Here is a 14,607-nt window from a genome sequence, read left to right as displayed (position 1 = left end):
GGCGTGGCTGACCTGATCAAGGAACTCGTCAGCGGCGTCGTTGACAGTGCGCTGAAGGAAATCCTCAAGAAGACCGGCGTCAAGCGAACCACCACCAAGCGGACCAAGCGCCGGACACGGCCGACCTCTTCCGGTGGCGGGGGTCTTCTTGGCGACATTCTGGAGGCGGCCCTCCGCAAGCCGGCGAAGAAGCAGGTCAGTCGGCGGAAAACGTCGGCGGCGCGCAGCAAGACGCGGCGCCGTACGGCCTGAGTGGTATTAAAACCACATCTTGAGGACCATCAATATTTGTTGCGATTGGGTGGTGAAAATCACCAATATGCATGCTATCTAAGACCCAATCGATATCCGGCCCTTGAAGCCGGCGCAGGAAGGATGACAGGATGAGCGGAATTCACGAATTCATCGACAACGAAGTCAAGACGAACGATGTGGTGCTCTTCATGAAGGGTACGCCGCAGTTCCCGCAGTGTGGCTTCTCCGGTCAGGTGGTCCAGATTCTCGATTACATCGGCGTCGACTACAAGGGCATCAACGTGCTCGCCGACGCGGACCTGCGCCAGGGCATCAAGGACTATTCCAGCTGGCCGACGATCCCGCAGCTCTACGTCAAGGGCGAATTCGTCGGCGGTTGCGACATCGTGCGCGAGATGTTCCAGGCCGGCGAACTTCAGTCCCACCTTTCCGAGCAGGGTATCGCCGTCAAGGGCGCTGCCGCCTGATCTAAGGACGCCTTGTCCCGATCCATCGGAGAAGGCGGGTAACCGCCTTTTTTGATTCGGACGTCGCTGTCCGGATTTCGATTTTCGTTGTCTTCCCAAAGGCTTTGCGCGCTTGGTTCGCGCAATGACCGTTTGAATGTTTGTGAAAACGGGCTTCCTTCCTGTAACGTTTCCGGCGTTCTGAAGCGAGGCCTGGGCCGAGTTTTCGGCCTGTCATGAAGCAGTCGCGATCGTTCGGCATAAGCAGCAACGGTTCCCGCTCCGGCCTCCCGGCACGGAAATGACCCCGTCGCTGCCGATCGATGCCCTCGCCGTTTCGTGCAGGCCCGGTCCAATTGGTGCGGCTGCCCGGTCGCCCCCGCCTGTTATCCCTGTGCCGACCGGCATTAAGCCAGCCGACATCCTTCTTTTTCCGGCACCGTCCGGACCCAGACCCGTTTCGCTTGGCGCTGACCGCGCCGCTAGGACTTTTGAAAAATGACAAGCACGACCAACGACGACGCCCTGCCCGGCCTCACGAAGTTCCAGTTCATCGCGCTGATGGCCACCCTGATGGCGACGAACGCGATTTCGATCGACATCATGCTGCCGGGTCTTCAGGAAATCGGCGCGAGCCTCGGCGTGGCGTCGGAAAACGAGCGGCAGTACATCATCACCGCCTACCTGCTCGGCATGGGCGTGGCGCAGCTGTTCTTCGGCCCGCTGTCCGACCGCTTCGGACGCAAGCCGCCGCTTCTGGCCGGCCTTGCGCTTTATGCGGTCTGCGCGGTCGCAATCGCCGTCGTGCCGACCTTCGGCCTCATGCTCGCCCTGCGCTTCATACAGGGCGCCGGTGCGGCTGCGACACGCGTCATCACCATCTCGATCGTCCGTGACGTCTATGGCGGCCGGCAGATGGCCGAAGTGATGTCGCTGGTCATGATGGTGTTCATGATCGTCCCGGTGATCGCCCCGTCGATCGGCCAGCTCATCATCAGCTTTGCCGAATGGCACATGATCTTCGTCATCGTCGCGCTTTATGCGGTGATGAACATTGCGATCGTGCTGACGAAGCTCGGCGAAACGCTTGATCCGGCGCATCGCCGCGCCTTCACGCCGTCGGTAATCCTCAGCGGTTTCCGCATCGTGCTGACCAACCGGCTGTCGCTGCTTTACACGCTCGCGACCTCGGTCATCCTTGGCGCGCTGTTCGGCTTCATCAACTCGGCGCAGCAGGTGCTCGTCGGCGTCTACGATCTGGGCGTGTGGTTTCCGCTTGTCTTTGCGGCTTTCGCGAGTATGATGGCGGTTGCTTCCTTTACCAACTCCCGCCTCGTCCGCCGCTTCGGCATGCGGCCGTTGTCCCATGCGGCACTCTGCGGCTTTACGCTCGCTAGCTTCATCTGGATGTCGGCCTCCCTCTATGCGCCGCTGCCCTTCCCGCTCTTCGTGGTCCTCTATTGCGCCACGATGTTCCAGTTCGGGTTGATCGCGCCAAACTTCAACGCCATGGCCATGGAGCCGCTCGGCCACGTTGCCGGCACGGCGTCCTCGGTCCTCGGCTTCATGCAGACGATCGGCGGGAGCGTGATCGGAGCCTTCATCGGCCAGTCCTTCGACGGAACGGCCACTCCGCTTGCCACCGGCTACTTCACCGTCGCGGCCATCGGCCTCGTCTTCGTCCTGATTGCCGAACGCGGCAAGCTGTTCAAACCGCACCATCAGCCGGCCGGCTGATCTCTAAAGCGCCAACAGTCGCTGTCGCGCTCTAAACCGCCGGCCAGCCTTTTCCAAAGATTGAATTTACGGGTTATCCCAATGTCCACCATCACCAATCAATCCGAACATGTCGACGGGGTCTCGGGGGCCGAGCGCCTCAACATGGGCATCGTCGAATTCATCATCACCATCGCCGTCATGACGGCGAGCGTCGCCATCGCCATCGACAGCATGTTGCCGGCTCTGCCGGCAATCGGCCAGTCGCTGAACGTCGCCAACACCAACGACAGCCAGCTGGTCATCGGCGTCTTCTTCCTCGGCTTCGGCATCTCGCAGATCTTCTTCGGCAGCCTGTCCGACGCCTTCGGCCGTCGCCGCGTGCTGCTCGGGGGGCTCGCCTTTTTCACTGTGTCGATGTTTGCCGCCGCCCTCACCCAGAGCTTCGAGACGCTGCTGATCCTGCGTTTCATCCAGGGTATCGGGGCTGCGGCGATCCGCATCACCACCATGGCGATCGTGCGTGACTGCTTCGGCGGCCGTGAAATGGCGCGCGTCATGTCCTATGTGATGATCGTCTTCATGATCGTGCCGATCGTGGCACCTTCGATCGGCCAGCTCGTGATCCTCTATGCCAATTGGCACTGGATCTTCATCCTGATCGGCATCATCGGCGCGATCCTGTTCGTCTGGGCCTTTTCCCGCATGAAGGAGTCCCTGCCCCAAGCGGAGCGCATGCCGCTCTCCGTCGGCGCGGTGGCGTCGGGTTTCAAGACCGTTCTCACCAACCGCATCACCTGCGGCTACATGATCGGCATGACGATGTTCACCGCCGTCATCTGCGCCTATATCGTCACCGTCCAGCAGATCTTCGGCGAGGTCTACGGCCTCGGCGAGTGGCTGCCGATCGCCTTTGCCGGCACGGCCGGCGGCATCGCGGTTGCGAACTTCGCCAACGGCTTCTTCGTCCGCAGCTTCGGCATGCGCCGCATCTCGCACGTCTCGATGATCCTGTTCACGCTGATTTCGGTCGCAGGCTTCGTGATGTCGCTCTCCGGCACGCCGGCCTTCGTCGTCAGCTACCTGATGTTCTCGGTGCTCCTGATGTTCTTCGCGGTGATCGCAACAAACTTCACCGCGATCAGCCTGGAGCCGATGGGGCACCTGGCAGGCACCGCAACGGCGATCACCGGCTTCGTTTCGACCACCGGTGGCGCGCTCATCGGCGGCGCTGTCGGCCAGCTCTTCAATGGCACGTTGCAGCCGCTGTTCGGTGGTTTCGCGCTCTTCGGCGCGGTGACGATCCTTGCAACGCTCTGGGCTGAAAAGGGCAAGCTCTTCACCCATCCCGGCGACAAGGACGTCTCCATGGATCACGGCGGCGGCCACATGTAACGGTCGCCATAAGGCAAACAAAAAGCCCGCCCGGAGCGATCCGGGCGGGCTTTCGCATTTTCGGGCTGCTTCGAACAGCTAGACCGTGAAGACCTCGCGGCGCAGCGTCTCCCAGCTCTCCTTGTCGGTCGCCAGCAGCAGGCCGCCGTTGAGATGGGACGGCAGGTAGGGCGAGCCGTCGAAGCGGGCGGCATAGGCGCCGGCTTCCTGCGAAATCAACGTGCCGGCCAGGTGGTCCCAGGGCATCAGCTTCTGGTACATCAGGAAGTGGATGTGGCCGCCGGCAAGCATGCGATATTCATGCGCGGCACAGCGGTAGCTGGTGGCGATGCGGACCTTCGCCATGTTGGCCATGACTTCGCGGCGCGCTTCCTGCTGGTAGAAACCGGTCGAAGCGCCGCCGACCATGGCCTCGAGCGGTACGCCGGCGGTCACCGACAGGCGCTCCTGCGATCCGTTGGCGCGGCACATCCAGGCGCCGGAGCCCTTCTCGGCGATCACCCAGTCGTTGCCGAGCGGATCGTAGATGATGCCGGCAACCGTCTCGCCCTTGGCGACGACGCTTGCCATGACGCCGAAGAGCGGCACGCCGGCGGCAAAATTGAAGGTGCCGTCGATCGGGTCGACGACGACGGCGAGGTCGGCATCAGCGAGCTTTTCGAGCAGCGCCGGATCGGCGGCAACCGATTCTTCACCGACGAACAGTGCGCCCGGCGCGACGTCCTCGATGCGCGCCTTGATCAGCCGCTCGGCCGCTTCGTCGCCTTCGGTCACGAGGTCGATTGCTTCCGATTTCACCCTGACGTCGCCGGCTTCAAGATTGCGGAACCGCGGCAGGATCTCTTTGACCGCCGCTTCCTGCAGGAGGTTGGCAAGGCCGGCAATGTCGACGGGATGGCTCATTCTTTGGGCTCCGGTGTGAGGGACTGGAAATCGAACAGCTTGGGATCGAGAAGGTGCGACGGGTTCACGTGGCCAAGCGCCCGCAGCATCGTGTCCTTGCGGCCCGGCATGCGTCGCTCGATATCGGCAAGCATCGCCTTCATCGCATTGCGCTCCAGGCCGTCCTGCGAGCCGCAGAGGTCGCAGGGGATGATCGGAAACTCCATGGCCGCGGCGAACTTGGCGAGATCGTCCTCGGCCGCATAGGCGAGTGGCCGAAGCAGCATCAGGTCGCCTTCGTCGTTCAGGAGCTTTGCCGGCATCGAGGCCAGCCGGCCGCCATGGAAGAAGTTCATGAAGAAGGTTTCGAGGATGTCCTCGCGATGGTGGCCGAGCACCAGCGCGTCGCAGCCCTCTTCACGCGCGATGCGATAGAGGTTGCCGCGCCGCAGCCGCGAACAGAGCGAACAGTAGGTCGCCCCCGTCGGCACCTTCTCCTTCACGATCGAATAGGTGTCGCGATACTCGATGCGATGCTTGACGCCGATCGATGCCAGGTATTCCGGCAGGATGTGCTTCGGGAAGTTCGGCTGCCCCTGGTCGAGGTTGCAGGCGATGAGCTCCACCGGCAAGAGCCCGCGCCATTGCAGGTCCATGAGCAGCGCCAGCAGGCTATAGCTGTCCTTGCCGCCGGAAAGGCCGATCAGCCAGCGCTTCGATCCCTTCAGCATGCCGAAATCGTCGAGCGCCTGTCGGGTCTGGCGAAGCAGACGCTTGCGCAGCTTGTTGAACGAGACCGAAGACGGCATGCGCTCGAAAAGCGGGTGTGCGCCGGCGTCGATAGCGGCGTCATCGAACGCGGCTTCAACCGGATCTTGGGGCTGGCTCAATGAAAGGTCCATGGCGGGGATCCTGTGCGGCAGGCGGGCGCAACCGGCGCCCGGCTCATCTTGGCCAGCACTTGCCCGCTCCGGCCGTCAAGATCAAGGGAAATCGGCCTGAAGGCGCAGATCGCCCGCGTCGGAGCAGTTCAAGGGCCGAAGACGGACCAGCCAGTGCGCGCCGCCAGCATTTCGAGCGCCAGCGATCCGAGCAGCGAATTGCCGTTTTCGTTGAGGCCCGGCGACCAGACGGCAACCGACGCCTTGCCGGGTGCTACCGCAAGAATGCCGCCGCCGACGCCGCTCTTTCCCGGCAGGCCGACGCGATAGGCAAAATCGCCCGAGCCGTCATAGTGGCCGCAGGTCAGCATCAGCGCGTTGATGCGCCGCGCCCGCTGGCGCGAAACGACGTTGTGACCGGTCAGCGGATTGCTGCCGCCGGCGGCCAGAAACAGCCCGGCCTTGGCGAGCTGGCTGCAGGTCATCGATAGCGCGCAGTGGTGGAAATAGACGCCGAGCACGTGGTCGACGGGATGGTCGAGCTTGCCGAAGGAACGCATGAAATTGGCAAGCGCGAAGTTCCGGTAGCCGGTGGCCGTCTCCGAACGCGCGACCTCATGGTCGATGACGATCTGGTCATCGTCGGCGAGGTAGCGGACGAACTGCACGATTTCGCCGATCAGTTCCCGCGGCGTATGGCCGGCGAGGATCAGGTCGCTGATGGTGATCGCGCCGGCATTGATGAAGGGGTTGCGCGGCTTGCCGCCCTCTTGCTCGAGCTGAACGATCGAGTTGAAGGCCGAGCCCGACGGCTCGCGGCCGACACGGTGCCAGATGTTCTCGCCGTGCTTACCGAGCGCCAGCGTCAGCGTGAAGACCTTGGAAACGCTCTGGATCGAGAACGGTACCTCGGCATCGCCGACGCGGTAAATCTGGCCGCCTGTGGTCACGATCGCCATGCCGAAATGCTTGGCATCGACGCGCGCGAGCTGCGGAATGTAATCGGCGACCTTGCCCTGGCCGAACCGCGGGCTCAGCTCCCGATGAATGTCGTCGATGATCGCCTGCAGATCCTGCGGCTTCTGCTCTTCGGGCATCGGGCTTCCCTCTTGGTCATCGCCTTCGGATCGAGGCGACGATAAGGCGCTTGTTCGCTGGGGTCCGCGGTTGCGCGGATGCTGATCGGCACTGACAAAAAAGCCGCCCGTTTCCGGGCGGCTTTCGAAACGTCACAAGGCGTGAGCCTCGGATTAACGCGAGTAGAATTCGACGACCAGGTGCGGTTCCATGACGACGGCGTAAGGCACGTCGGAGAGAACCGGAACGCGGACGAAGGTCGCGACCATCTTGTTGTGATCGGCTTCGATGTAGTCCGGAACGTCGCGTTCAGCGAGCGAAACCGATTCGAGAACGGTTACGAGCTGCTTCGACTTTTCCTTGACTTCGATGACGTCGCCCGGCTTGCAACGGTAGGAACCGATGTTGACGCGGACGCCGTTGACCTTGACGTGGCCGTGGTTGACGAACTGACGGGCAGCAAAGACCGTCGGAACGAACTTGGCGCGGTAGACGATCGCGTCGAGGCGCGATTCGAGCAGGCCGATCAGGTTTTCCGGGGTGTCACCCTTGCGGCGGTCAGCTTCAGCGAAGATCGCGCGGAACTGCTTCTCGCGGATGTCGCCGTAGTAGCCCTTGAGCTTCTGCTTGGCGCGCAGCTGTACACCGAAGTCCGAAAGCTTGGACTTGCGGCGCTGGCCGTGCTGGCCCGGGCCGTATTCGCGGCGGTTTACCGGGGACTTCGGACGGCCCCAGATGTTTTCGCCCATACGGCGGTCAATTTTGTACTTGGACGACTCGCGCTTGCTCATCGCATTTCCTTTCAAACGGTTACACCGGCCTGTTTCCAAACCGGATCAAGGAAACACGCCCTCCTCTGAACCCATTTTCGGGGTTCTGACAGGTTTCTCACGATCAAGCTGACGGAGAAGCCACGGGACATGTCAAATGAAACACCGGACATTTCTGCCCGGCGTTGGGGCGGCTTTAGTGGGTCCGGCCCCTGTTGTCAAACGAAATCGTGACAAACAGCCGTTGATCACGCCGGATCACCCGGCGGCGCTTGCTCCAACGAAATCAGCAGCTTCCTGAGGAGCGCCGCCAGCGCTACGCGGTCTTCCTTGCTCAGCGCGTCGAGGTAGCGCGCTTCGCTCGCCATGTCGGCACGAAAGGCGTTTTCCGCAAGCGCTATTCCCTTTTCCGTCAGTCCGACGACGCTGCTGCGGCCGTCGGAGGCCGAGCGTTCCCTCAGGATCAATCCCGCTTTCTGCAGCCGGTCGAGCCGATGCGTCAGTCCGCCCGACGAAATCATCAGCAGCGTATAGAGATCCGTCGGCGTCAGCCGGTAAGGCGGGCCGGATCGCCGAAGCGTCGAGATCACGTCGAACTCGCCGCGGTCGATGCCGAAGGATGCGAAGGTCTCTTCGATCGAGGGGCGCACCAGATTGGAAAGCCGGTAGGCGCGACCGAGGATGGTCATCGGCTCCGTGTCGAGGTCCGGCAGTTCGCGGTCCCATTGCGCCCGCAACCGGTCGACGTGATCGCTCTCGGTCTTTTCGTTTTGCATCGCTTGCTCCAGGCCTTCGAAACTATCTTGACGAGAAGATAGTTTCGAGTAATATCTTCTCGTGAAGATAGTTCATTGCAACCGACAAGCCAACCCGATGGAGGCCAGCATGTTTCATGTCATTCCGCGCTCAGAGCAAAAACAGAGCCCCAAGCGGACCATCCTGTTTGAAGGTGGGCAATATGGCACGCCGATTTCGCTCTTCCTGATGGATGCTGAGCCAGGCCAAGGGCCGGCGCTGCATGTGCATCCCTATCCCGAGACCTGGCTCATTCATTCCGGCGAGGCGGAGTTCACGGTTGGAGATGAGACGCTGATCGGTAAGACCGGTGACATCATCGTCGTCGAAGCCGGCACGCCCCACCGTTTCGTCAACAATGGTACGGCGCGGCTCGCGATGACCTGCATCCACGCGTCCGACCGCGTCATACAGGAATTTATCTGAGCCATGCCGACACGGTCGGCATCTCTCGCCTTGAGTTCCCGCGAGAAACGAAGGCTTGATCTGTAACCGGACTCACTCCGCCGCAGCGGCGGCCGCGCCCGTCACATCCGGCCCGTTGGCGTCGCCTGGAGCGGTCTCGCTGCCGAGGTCCGGGAAGGCAACGATGCGCTTTCCAGCGAAATCCGCATGGATGACGATCAGCCCATGCTCCTCGAAGTAGCCAAGCAGACGGCGAGCCCGCCTTGCGGAATGGGTGCCGTAGGCGCGCGCGATCATCGCGTCGGAGGGGCATGGCAGGCCCCGGACGGCCGCCTGCGCCATCATCAGGAACACGGCCTGCAGATCCTCGGTGACGCGATCGGCAAGCTGCAGGGCCTGGGCCCAGGTCTCGCTCGCAGCAGTCTCCGGATCGACGCCTGAGCGCGCGACCGCCATCTTGCGGCGGAAGGCGCCAAGTGACAGGGCCGTACCGGACGGCATGCGGCGAATGCGGCAGCGCACCAGGAAGTCCTGAAACAGTTCCGCGTCCGGCCGGAAGGCTGCCTCCGGATTGGCGAGGATTTCCGCAAAGACGCTGTCGAGCAGGGTCTCCTTCTCGTCAGCGGTCATCTCCGGCTGCGTCGGCCTTGCCTCGATCGGCGCGACCGGCTCGGGCCGTGGGCGCGAGAGTTCGGCCAGGATGTCGGTCGTCGGGCGTGGCGGAGCAACAGCGCGGCGCATGATCGGCCGGGTCAACTCGTCCGGATCCGGCGTGAAGATCAGGTCCTCGACGTCCTGCGGCGCCTCCGGCAGCGGCATCAGCTTCGGGCTCGTCGAGCGGGCCGAGGTCTCCACCGTGCCGATCGTTACCTTGAGCGGACGGCGCGATAGGGCCGGACCGAGGGCGACGAACGAGCCGCGCTTGAGGTCTCGGAACATTTCCGCCGTGCGCCGGTCCATGCCGAGCAGGTCGGCTGCGCGCAGCATGTCGATATCGAGGAAGGTGCGGCCCATCAGGAAGTTCGAGGCTTCCGCCGCCACGTTCTTGGCGAGCTTCGCCAGGCGCTGCGTCGCGATGACACCGGCAAGCCCGCGCTTACGGCCGCGGCACATGAGGTTGGTCATGGCGCCGAGCGAAATCTTGCGCACTTCTTCAGTAACGTCGCCGGCAACCGACGGTGCAAACATCTGGGCCTCGTCGACGACGACGAGCACCGGATACCAGAACTCGCGATCCGCATCGAACATGGCGTTCAGGAACACGCCGGCATTGCGCATCTGCTGCTCGATATCGAGCCCTTCGAGCGAGAGCACGCAGGAAACCCGGTGCTGGCGAATGCGGTTGGCAATGCCGATCAGTTCGGCATCGGTGCGCTCACCCTCGACGACCACGTGGCCGAACTTGTCCGCAAGCGTGACGAAATCGCCTTCGGGGTCGATGATGCACTGCTGCACCCAGGGCGCGGACTGTTCCAGCAGCCGGCGCAGGAGATGCGACTTGCCCGAACCGGAATTGCCCTGCACCAGAAGACGGGTGGCCAGAAGCTCCTCGATATCGAGCGAGGCCGAGGTCCCTTCGGACGTCGCTCCCATGTCGATGCCGACCTTCATGTCCACCTCTTCGTGCAAAAGCGGTTCCAGCCAGGGCAACCGCTCATTCTTGAGTTCTCACGCCGATCCGGCGCAGGGCCGCGACGCATCCTACCGGTACAGCTTTAGATGATTCGCGATCGAGCGCGGACCGCCGATCGGGCGACACCTAGCATGGATTTCCCGGAAATCCTGTCACCGCCGCACAAAACCCACAGGGAATAAACGCCGCAAATGCGACGACCGTTCAAGCTGCACGCAGCCCTCTGCAAGATAAAGTTGCTATTTTCGATATTGTCAGTTTTGCGAGTGATTGCGCGTCCCCATATTGGTTGGAAGGAACAGTCTTTCCCCGGGGGCAGCGATGACGCAGAGCGAGACGGAACGTCACTTCGAGATGAACGATCTCGATCAGCGCATGCGCGACGCTTACAAGGAGGGCCAACCCGTCTTATCAAAGGCGCAAGCCAAACACGCCGGTCACAAAACCTTCCTGCTTGCCTGTGCCTTGGTTTCCTTGATCGCCATCCTTCTGGCAATCCTCTTCTAGCTGATCGCTTCGGTCTGTCCCGCGCGCTCGTCAGCGGTCGCATTTGCCGTTACCGTCAGGCCAAAGCCCTGCATCAGCCGCCTTGTGGCGAAATCCGGTTTACCGGAGGTGAAGATCGCGGGGTCGAGGCCATTGAGCGGTTCGAAGCCGTTCGGCAGCGGCACCAATGACCGCGCCCGCCTGGCAATCGCTTCGGCCGGATCCAGCCAGTCGACCGGCCAGGGCGCGAGCCTGCGGAAAACGTTGGCCATGAAGGGGTAGTGCGTGCAGGCAAGCACGACGATATCGGTCTTCCGGCCGTCCATCTCGACGAAGCACGGCGCGATCTCGGCCAGAACCTCCGCATCGTCAAGCTTTTCGCCGCGGATATAGGCCTCGGCCATTTTGGCAAGGTTCTCCGAGCCGACAAGGCGCACGTGACATTGCGTGGCAAAGGACTGGATGAGATCACGGGTATAGGCGCGCTTGACCGTGCCGGGCGTCGCCAAAACGGAAACCAGCCCGGAGCGCGTGCGCTCGGCCGCCGGCTTGATCGCCGGCACCGTGCCGACGAAGGTCATCTGAGGAAAGGCCGCGCGCAGATCGGCGCCGACAAGCGTGAAGGCGGTGTTGCAGGCGATGACGCAGATTTCCGGGTCATGCTCGGAAAGCAGCCGGCCGAAGAGCGCGATCACCCGTTCTTTCAGCGCCGCCTCTTCCCAGCCGCCATAGGGAAAGCCGGCATCGTCGGCGACATAGATGAAGTGCCGCTCGGGCATCAGCACCCTCGCCTCGCGCAGCACGGTCAAGCCGCCAATGCCGCTATCGAAGACGAGGATGGGTTTCAGTTCACTCGCTGTCACCTTTTTCTCGCGCTTTCCTGCTGTGTTCGCCCGGAGCGCCGGAGCCACGCGGATTTTCCCGCGTGAACCGGTCGAGCGAAGAAATGACGCCGCGCAGCACCTGGATTTCGGATTCGGTAAAGGACGGCCTGGTCAGAACCGCGCGCAGGTTCTCGACCAATTTCGGCTTTTTGTCGGCGGAACGGAAGTAGTTGCGCGCCTCAAGCGCTTCCTCGACATGCTCGAACAGACCCTGCAGGTGTTCCTTGGTCGCCGGCCGCTGCTCGATCGCCTGGAACGAGGTCTGGTCCTCAGACTCCATGCCGGTCTTCAGCCACTCGTAGGACATCAGAAGCACGGCCTGGGCGAGATTGAGCGAGGCGAAGGCCGGGTTGACCGGAAAGGTCACGATCTCGTCGGCGAGCGCCACTTCCTCGTTGGTAAGGCCGGTGCGCTCACGCCCGAACAGGATGCCAGTCTTCTCACCGCCCTGGAAGCGCTGGCGCAGCGTGCGCGCCGCGACGATCGGCGAACGCACCGGCTTGTAGCCGTCGCGGTCGCGGGCGGTCGTCGCATAGACGAAGTTGAGATCGGCAATCGCCTCTTCGACCGAACCATAGAGCTTGGCGGCGTCGATCACGTGGTCGGCGCGGCTTGCGGCCGATCGTGCCTTTTCGCTCGGCCAGCCGTCGCGCGGATTGACGAGCCGAAGCTCCGCCAGGCCGAAATTGGCCATCGCGCGGGCGACCATGCCGATGTTTTCGCCGAGCTGCGGATAGGCGAGGATGATCGCCGGCCCTTCCGCCAGAAGTTCGCGCTCGCTGTTCGTGCCTGCCATTTCCCTAGCCTTTGCCTTCGTTCGGCGCTTCCCTTGCACAAATGTCGGCGAAATTAAAGTCCACTACAAATGAAGCCGGTTGAGAGACACCCCGATCATCTCAAGCCCAAGCTCGGCATCGTCCTTCGAAATCGGCAGATGGCGATCGACCGGCGCGCCAATCCGACCAACCTGGTAGAAATAGGCGGACGCCTTGTCGCGCACCGTCTGGACGAGCGCGAGATTGGCGTCGATATCCGCCTTGAAATCGCTTCCTTCCAGCGCCGCATCCGTGCCGACACGCCGGGCGAAGACCCGGGCCCAATAGGTGCAAGCCATGAAGATCGCCAGCGCCTGACGCACATGACCGGGACGCGTCACCAGCTGCCAGGGAAGCCCGAGCGGCTTTGCTGCCGCCGCCAGGTCACGATAGGCGCGGTCGAGCGCCTGCGACCGGGCGATCAGCACCAGCCCCGAGGCCCCGTCGCGCGCCGCCTGCAGCAGGCCGTTGAGCTCGTCGCACCAGCTTGCGACGGCGGCATCGAGCGTCGTGCGGGTGCGCGTCGGAAAGACGACGAAGGCGACCGCAGCACCGGCGATCGAACCGATCAGGGTCTCCTCCAGGCGCAGTTGCAGCAGATGCGGGCTCAGCACGCCCATCAGACTGTAGACCAGCGACAACACGACGGAGATGAAGAAGGTCATCGTCGCATAGGAAACGGCGAGGAAATAGAACGCCAGAAAGACACAAAGGGCGCTGAGCGGCAGCACCAGGTAGATACTGCCGGCGACCAGCGTGCCGACGACGATGCCGACCACGATGCCAAAGAGCGTGCCGGCCGAGCGCTGCAGCGCCTTGACCGCCGTGTCGCCGCGCGAGCGCGTGTTGGTGAAGACGAGAAACGCCGCAAGCACCGCCCAGAACCAGCGCTCGCGTGACAGCATCAGCCCGAAAACCATGGCGATACCTGAAGCCAGAGTGATCTGGATCGCCGCCTTCAGGGCGGGATCGTCCAGCGACGGCTTCCAACGGGTGGAAACGCCACTCAAGTGCGGTGGCGTTTCCTCCAGATCGGCCGGCGTCAGCTTTGCAAGGCTCCGGGCAAGCCTCTGCCGGACGTTGCGCAGCCACAGCAGCGCCTTCACCGTTTCTTCGCGGCGCGGAGCCGCGTCACCAAGCCGCGCGATCTCCGCGTCGATACGCTCGCCGTCGCGCGCCACCATCGCCTCGACCAGTGCCGGCGGTGGCATCGACTGGAAGCTGACAACCATCACGCTTTCGGCCGCAAGGTGCAGGTCGAAGAGGTTGATGACGAGGTCGGAGGTGGTGAGGCCGGGCTGCGGTTCCGGGCGCCGGTTTTCGGTCGGAATGAAGCTCTCGGCCATCAGCACCGCTTCCTTCAGCCGCTCTTCAGCCGCATGCAATTGACGACGATCGGCCGGCGACAGGACGGGCTTGCGGGCGATCTCCGCCAGTTGCAGCAGCATCTGGTCGACGCGGCGCTGCACGCTTGCCGTCGCGCGCAGGAGGTCCTGGTAGCGATCGTCCGGCAGCAGCCGCGTGCGGACGAGGTGCGCGACCGTGGCCGAAACGGCCGCCCCGAAGAACAGCGCCGGCAATTGGTCGAGCGTTGGCCTCAGATAGGCACCGGTGAAATAGGACATGAAGGCGAACATGCCGACGGCAAAACCGCGCGGGCCGAAGGAGCGGCCATAGACCGCGAGGAAGATGATCAGCAGGAAGACGACGTCGGAGACGTAGCGGTGATTCTCGAGCACCGACGCAAGCCCGACCATCGATACGCCGACGAGGACCGCGATGATGCGGGTCAGCCGCTGGCCGGCGATGGTGCGATCGCGCACCGCCAGCCCCCCTTCGATCGACAGCGACGCGGCAAGGCCGAAGGCCGCCGGCGGCAGCGGTGCGACGAGATAGTGAAACGCCATCAGCAACAGGATGGAAACGACGATCGTCGCGGTGATGCGCGAGGCCTGCCGCAGGCGGGAGAAGGCCGGATCATTGGCAAGAAGCCAATCGCGCATACGGGAACGAAGTGCCATCGGTCGCCTTTGCCTGTCCCGCGGCCGCCTGTAGACGCGCGCCGCTTTCGCCGGTTCTTCCTGCATAGCGGCAGACGCGATCTTTGCAAGGCCGGCGCGACGAAAGCGGGCGTCGAAAAGCGATGGCGAAGAGCCATCCGAGGTCC

The 14,607-nt window shown here is 63.1% G+C and carries 15 protein-coding genes; 6 read left to right on the top strand and 9 right to left on the bottom strand.

Annotated elements, in window-relative coordinates; translation table 11 throughout:
* Positions 1-3 precede the first annotated feature (3 nt).
* The 4 genes from M2267_RS09575 to M2267_RS09560 all read left to right on the top strand — a co-directional run bounded on the left by M2267_RS09575 (position 4) and on the right by M2267_RS09560 (position 3,812).
* A complete protein-coding gene (locus tag M2267_RS09575) occupies positions 4-252 on the top strand; it encodes a hypothetical protein (RefSeq protein WP_192446216.1) in 249 nt (82 codons plus the stop codon).
* Positions 253-383: 131 nt separating this feature from the next.
* The gene (gene grxD / locus M2267_RS09570; RefSeq protein ID WP_043614534.1) at positions 384-722 is read left to right on the top strand and encodes a Grx4 family monothiol glutaredoxin; all 339 of its coding nucleotides are present in this window, start codon (positions 384-386) and stop codon (positions 720-722) included.
* Between the two features lie 477 nt (positions 723-1,199).
* Positions 1,200-2,438 carry a multidrug effflux MFS transporter gene (locus tag M2267_RS09565; RefSeq protein ID WP_429114231.1) on the top strand — a complete coding sequence of 413 codons (1,239 nt, stop codon included), beginning with the start codon at positions 1,200-1,202 and terminating at the stop codon, positions 2,436-2,438.
* An 81-nt stretch (positions 2,439-2,519) separates the two neighbouring features.
* Positions 2,520-3,812, top strand: coding sequence for a multidrug effflux MFS transporter (locus M2267_RS09560; protein ID WP_429114229.1), 1,293 nt, complete (start codon positions 2,520-2,522; stop codon positions 3,810-3,812).
* Between the two features lie 78 nt (positions 3,813-3,890).
* Here M2267_RS09560 and M2267_RS09555 read toward each other — a convergent pair whose 3' ends face one another.
* The 5 genes from M2267_RS09555 to M2267_RS09535 all read right to left on the bottom strand — a co-directional run bounded on the left by M2267_RS09555 (position 3,891) and on the right by M2267_RS09535 (position 8,198).
* Positions 3,891-4,715, bottom strand: a complete 825-nt coding sequence (locus M2267_RS09555; RefSeq protein ID WP_043614542.1) for an inositol monophosphatase family protein — start codon at positions 4,713-4,715, stop codon at positions 3,891-3,893.
* Positions 4,712-5,596, bottom strand: a complete 885-nt coding sequence (gene ttcA, locus M2267_RS09550; protein WP_043614545.1) for a tRNA 2-thiocytidine(32) synthetase TtcA — start codon at positions 5,594-5,596, stop codon at positions 4,712-4,714. Before ttcA ends, M2267_RS09555 begins: the two co-directional genes overlap by 4 nt.
* Before the next feature lie 128 nt (positions 5,597-5,724).
* Positions 5,725-6,672 (bottom strand): glutaminase, encoded by a 948-nt coding sequence (locus M2267_RS09545; RefSeq protein WP_034794526.1) that lies wholly within the window; start codon positions 6,670-6,672, stop codon positions 5,725-5,727.
* A 153-nt stretch (positions 6,673-6,825) separates the two neighbouring features.
* Entirely contained in the window at positions 6,826-7,443 is a 618-nt protein-coding gene (rpsD, locus tag M2267_RS09540) for a 30S ribosomal protein S4 (protein WP_034794529.1), read from the bottom strand.
* Between the two features lie 227 nt (positions 7,444-7,670).
* Positions 7,671-8,198, bottom strand: a complete 528-nt coding sequence (locus M2267_RS09535) for a MarR family winged helix-turn-helix transcriptional regulator (protein WP_052201699.1) — start codon at positions 8,196-8,198, stop codon at positions 7,671-7,673.
* Between the two features lie 109 nt (positions 8,199-8,307).
* On the opposite strand from M2267_RS09535, the gene M2267_RS09530 reads away from it, so the two are divergent.
* Positions 8,308-8,643 (top strand): cupin domain-containing protein, encoded by a 336-nt coding sequence (locus M2267_RS09530; protein ID WP_429114225.1) that lies wholly within the window; start codon positions 8,308-8,310, stop codon positions 8,641-8,643.
* Between the two features lie 72 nt (positions 8,644-8,715).
* On the opposite strand, the gene M2267_RS09525 is transcribed toward M2267_RS09530, so the two are convergent.
* Positions 8,716-10,233 carry an ATP-binding protein gene (locus M2267_RS09525; RefSeq protein ID WP_043614551.1) on the bottom strand — a complete coding sequence of 506 codons (1,518 nt, stop codon included), beginning with the start codon at positions 10,231-10,233 and terminating at the stop codon, positions 8,716-8,718.
* A 343-nt stretch (positions 10,234-10,576) separates the two neighbouring features.
* On the opposite strand from M2267_RS09525, the gene M2267_RS09520 reads away from it, so the two are divergent.
* A complete protein-coding gene (locus M2267_RS09520) occupies positions 10,577-10,762 on the top strand; it encodes a hypothetical protein (protein ID WP_429114222.1) in 186 nt (61 codons plus the stop codon).
* Here the strand turns inward: M2267_RS09520 and murI are convergent.
* The 3 genes from murI to M2267_RS09505 form a co-directional block, all read right to left on the bottom strand.
* Positions 10,759-11,604 (bottom strand): glutamate racemase, encoded by an 846-nt coding sequence (murI, locus tag M2267_RS09515; protein ID WP_429114221.1) that lies wholly within the window; start codon positions 11,602-11,604, stop codon positions 10,759-10,761. The genes M2267_RS09520 and murI overlap by 4 nt on opposite strands.
* Positions 11,591-12,421, bottom strand: a complete 831-nt coding sequence (locus M2267_RS09510; RefSeq protein WP_429114219.1) for an RNA methyltransferase — start codon at positions 12,419-12,421, stop codon at positions 11,591-11,593. Before M2267_RS09510 ends, murI begins: the two co-directional genes overlap by 14 nt.
* A 63-nt stretch (positions 12,422-12,484) precedes the next feature.
* The gene (locus M2267_RS09505; protein ID WP_429114216.1) at positions 12,485-14,461 is read right to left on the bottom strand and encodes an FUSC family protein; all 1,977 of its coding nucleotides are present in this window, start codon (positions 14,459-14,461) and stop codon (positions 12,485-12,487) included.
* Positions 14,462-14,607 lie beyond the last annotated feature (146 nt).

Source organism: Ensifer sp. KUDG1 (genome assembly GCF_050434285.1).
In the GTDB taxonomy this organism is placed as follows: Bacteria; Pseudomonadota; Alphaproteobacteria; order Rhizobiales; family Rhizobiaceae; genus Ensifer.
The sequence above is the reverse complement of the archived record's forward strand: the minus strand, read 5'-3'. Positions and strand labels throughout refer to the sequence as shown.